This is a genomic window from Streptomyces sp. E11-3, from assembly GCF_046540415.1.
Lineage (GTDB): Bacteria > Actinomycetota > Actinomycetes > Streptomycetales > Streptomycetaceae > Streptomyces.
In genome coordinates, this window is sequence record NZ_JAZGRL010000054.1 from 1 (window position 1) to 3,127 (window position 3,127).

At 71.2% G+C, this 3,127-nt stretch carries 5 protein-coding genes; all 5 read right to left on the minus strand.

Annotated features, from left to right (window positions below):
* Window positions 1-8: 8 nt before the first annotated feature.
* The 5 genes from U9R90_RS34800 to folP all read right to left on the minus strand — a co-directional run bounded on the left by U9R90_RS34800 (window position 9) and on the right by folP (window position 3,050).
* Entirely contained in the window at window positions 9-491 is a 483-nt protein-coding gene (locus U9R90_RS34800) for a DUF3180 domain-containing protein (protein ID WP_411061383.1), read from the minus strand.
* Between the two features lie 66 nt (window positions 492-557).
* A complete protein-coding gene (folK, locus tag U9R90_RS34805; protein WP_411061375.1) occupies window positions 558-1,154 on the minus strand; it encodes a 2-amino-4-hydroxy-6-hydroxymethyldihydropteridine diphosphokinase in 597 nt (198 codons plus the stop codon).
* Window positions 1,151-1,510: a dihydroneopterin aldolase gene (gene folB, locus U9R90_RS34810; protein WP_411061377.1), complete on the minus strand. Its 360-nt coding sequence runs from the start codon at window positions 1,508-1,510 to the stop codon at window positions 1,151-1,153. Before folB ends, folK begins: the two co-directional genes overlap by 4 nt.
* A 191-nt stretch (window positions 1,511-1,701) precedes the next feature.
* The gene (locus tag U9R90_RS34815; protein ID WP_411061379.1) at window positions 1,702-2,184 is read right to left on the minus strand and encodes a nuclear transport factor 2 family protein; all 483 of its coding nucleotides are present in this window, start codon (window positions 2,182-2,184) and stop codon (window positions 1,702-1,704) included.
* Window positions 2,181-3,050, minus strand: a complete 870-nt coding sequence (gene folP, locus U9R90_RS34820) for a dihydropteroate synthase (protein ID WP_411061381.1) — start codon at window positions 3,048-3,050, stop codon at window positions 2,181-2,183. Before folP ends, U9R90_RS34815 begins: the two co-directional genes overlap by 4 nt.
* Between the last annotated feature and the right edge of the window lie 77 nt (window positions 3,051-3,127).

Consider the following 3,127-nt stretch of genomic DNA (forward strand, 5'->3'; position numbering starts at 1 on the left):
GGGGGGGGCTACGCGGGCGCCGCGCCCTCGGCCGTGTCGTCGTCCTCGGGGAGCTTGCAGACCCGTTCCAGGAAGAGTGCGGCCGCGACCACCGCCACCCCCGCCAGCACCGAGAAGCCCGCATAGACCGCCTGGTCCTGGCGGGCCGGTACGTCGAGGCGGTTGAGCAGAAAGACACCCGTGCCGCCGTACATCCCCGCGACCAGCGAGGCGACCAGCGCGCTGGCCTGGCCGAAGACCACGGCACGGGCCGCCATCAGCGGCTCCACGCCCTTCGCGCCGGGCCGCCGCTCGCGCTGGGCGCGCAGCCTGGACCGGAGCGAGAGCGCGGTCGCGAGCAGCACGGCCGCGATCGCCGCCAGCACGATCGGCGCCGCCGGCGGGACGCTTGGCAGGGTGCCGATCGAATCCCACATCCCGGCCCCGCCCCAGGACAGCACCCCGGCCACCAGGAACAGGCCGATCAGCGTCCTGATGCGCAACTGCTTCACGGTGGCCCTTTCGCTTTCGTCCATTGCTCGGCTGGTCGGCCGCAAGGGCCCGCTAGACCCTAACGACTAGTCGGGCAGCCGAAGTTCCAGGTCGTCACGCTGGGCGACGCCCTCGCGGGTGACCGCCGCCAGCAACTGGGCGACCGGGCCGCGCCCCGGCAGCTGGGCCTCCGGGTCCACGTCGTGCCACGGGGCGAGGACGAAGGCACGCTGGTGGGCGCGCGGGTGCGGCAGCGTGAGCGCCGGGTCGTCGGAGACGACGTCCTGGTACGCCACGATGTCGACGTCGATGGTGCGGGGCGCCCAGCGTTCCTCGCGGACGCGGTGGAAGGCCTCCTCGACCGCGTGTGCCCGTTCGAGCAGCGAGGACGGGGGCAGGGTGGTCTTGATGAGGACGACGGCGTTGAAGTACGACGGCTGGCTGTCGGGGTCGACGCCCCAGGGCTCGGTCTCGTACACCGGGGACACGGCCTTGACCCGCAGCCCCGGGGTGTCCTCCAGTGCGTCGACGGCGCCCTGCAGGTTCTCCAGGCGGTTGCCCAGGTTGGCTCCGAGGGCGATCACCGCGATTTTGGGGTTGCTCAGCGTGGTGTCGGCGGCGTCGACCTGTTCGACCACGGAGGCGGGCACCGGCTGCACGGTCGGGTCGCTGGGAGTTTTCATACTCTGCTCCGGGTGATCGTGATGGTCACGTCGTCGAAGGGCACGGTGATCGGGGCGTCCGGCTTGTGCAAGATCACCTCGACCTCCTGTACCCCGTCGTGCTTCAGGCACTGCTGGGCGATGCGCTCCGCCAGGGTCTCGATGAGGTTGACGGGCTCGCCCTCGACGACCCCCACGACCTCCTCCGCCACCACGCCGTAGTGCACGGTCTTCGCCAGGTCGTCGTCGGCCGCGGCCGCCGTGGTGTCCAGGCCGAGCACCAGGTCCACGATGAAGGTCTGGCCCTCCTCGCGCTCCCGGGGGAACACGCCATGGTGCCCACGGGCCTTCAAGCCGCGCAGCGCGACACGATCCACGCGAATCACTCCTGCAATCGTTGGTTCGGCAGGCCTGCGCCGAGTGCGGTCGGCACACGAGCCTGAGGCGAATCTACCCGCGCGCACCGACAGCGCTCGCCCACGGGGGCTATGGACAGACGGGGGCGAGGGCTGGTAGCCGCCCATACCCAGGATCGGCGGTTCCAACCCCGTACGGCCCCGTGCCACCCTCAGGCGGGCGATTCGCCGCCTTCGCCACCTTCGCTGTCCTCCTCGTCGGAGTCCGAGAGGACGGGTGAGGAGTGGTGGGCCCACATCTTCCAGCCGTCGGGCGTGCGGTGGAACACGTTGGTGGCGACGAACTGCTGGCCGACCAGCGGCCCGAGATCGCTGCCCTCCTCGCTGGGGCCGCCGAGCAGGATGTTCTCGGTGCAGGTCACCACGGCGGTGTCGCCGGACGCGCGGACCTTGAGATCGGTCAGGAAGTACTGGATGTACTCGATCTGCGCCATCAGCGCGGCATACGACCGCAGGACCTCGCCGCGCCCCGTGAGCACCTGCCACCCGGGGTGCACGCAGGACACGTCCGACCACGAGTCGGGTCCTGAGCCGTCGTCGAGCCAGAGCGCGGACAGTTCGTCGTAGTCACCACGCTCCATCGCCTCGTAGAACGCCGTGTTCGCTTGCGTGACGGCTTCGGTCTGCGACGTCACTTGGCTCCCTTTGCGCCCTGGATGGCACGGGCGACACGTACCGCGTCCGCGGTGGCGCGGACCTCGTGGACGCGCACCGCCCAGGCTCCCTCGTGCGCGGCGATCGCGGAGACCGCGGCGGTGGCGGCGTCCCGCTCCCTGGCGGGCGGCGGAGCCCCCTCAGGACCGGCCAGTACGCGGCCGAGGAAGCGCTTACGGGACGCGGCGACCAGGATCGGGCGGCCCAGCGAGCGCAGGTCCGCCAGATGGGCCATCAGCGCAAGGTCGTGCTCGGCCTGCTTGGCGAAGCCGAGACCCGGGTCGATCACGATGTGCTCGGGGGCGATACCCCCGGCGACAACGGCCTCCACACGCGCGTGGAGCTCGGTGACGACCTCGCCGACCACGTCCTCGTACACCGCCTTGCTGTTCATGTCCTCGCTGAAGCCACGCCAGTGCATGACCACGAAGGGGGCGCCGGCGGCGGCGACGGTCGGCACCATGGCGGGGTCGGCGAGCCCGCCACTGACGTCGTTGACCAGGCGGGCACCCGCCTGGAGCGCCTGCTCGGCGACCTTGGCCCGCATGGTGTCCACGGAGACGGTGACACCCTCGGAGACCAGGTCCCGCACCACCGGGACGACCCGGCGCAGCTCCTCCGCCTCGTCGACGCGACTGGCACCGGGACGGGTGGACTCACCGCCGACGTCGACCAGGTCGGCACCCTCGGTGACCAGGTCGAGACCGTGCTTGACGGCGGTCGTCGTGTCGAACCAGCGCCCGCCGTCGGAGAAGGAGTCCGGCGTCACATTGACGACTCCCATGACCGCGCAACGGTCGAACGTGGGCAGGCCGGCAACCGACCCTCGGCCATACAACGTACTCATGCCTCCAGCGTAGGCCCGGATGGAGTACTCCCCGCGCCCCCGGCCCCGCACTCCGCCCCGTACTGCGTCCGCACGCC

Excerpts from the sequence above, each read along its gene's own strand:
- folK (WP_411061375.1), bottom strand. The coding sequence starts at position 1,154 with ATGAAAACTCCCAGCGACCCGACCGTGCAGCCGGTGCCCGCCTCCGTG.
- folP (WP_411061381.1), bottom strand. The coding sequence starts at position 3,050 with ATGAGTACGTTGTATGGCCGAGGGTCGGTTGCCGGCCTGCCCACGTTC.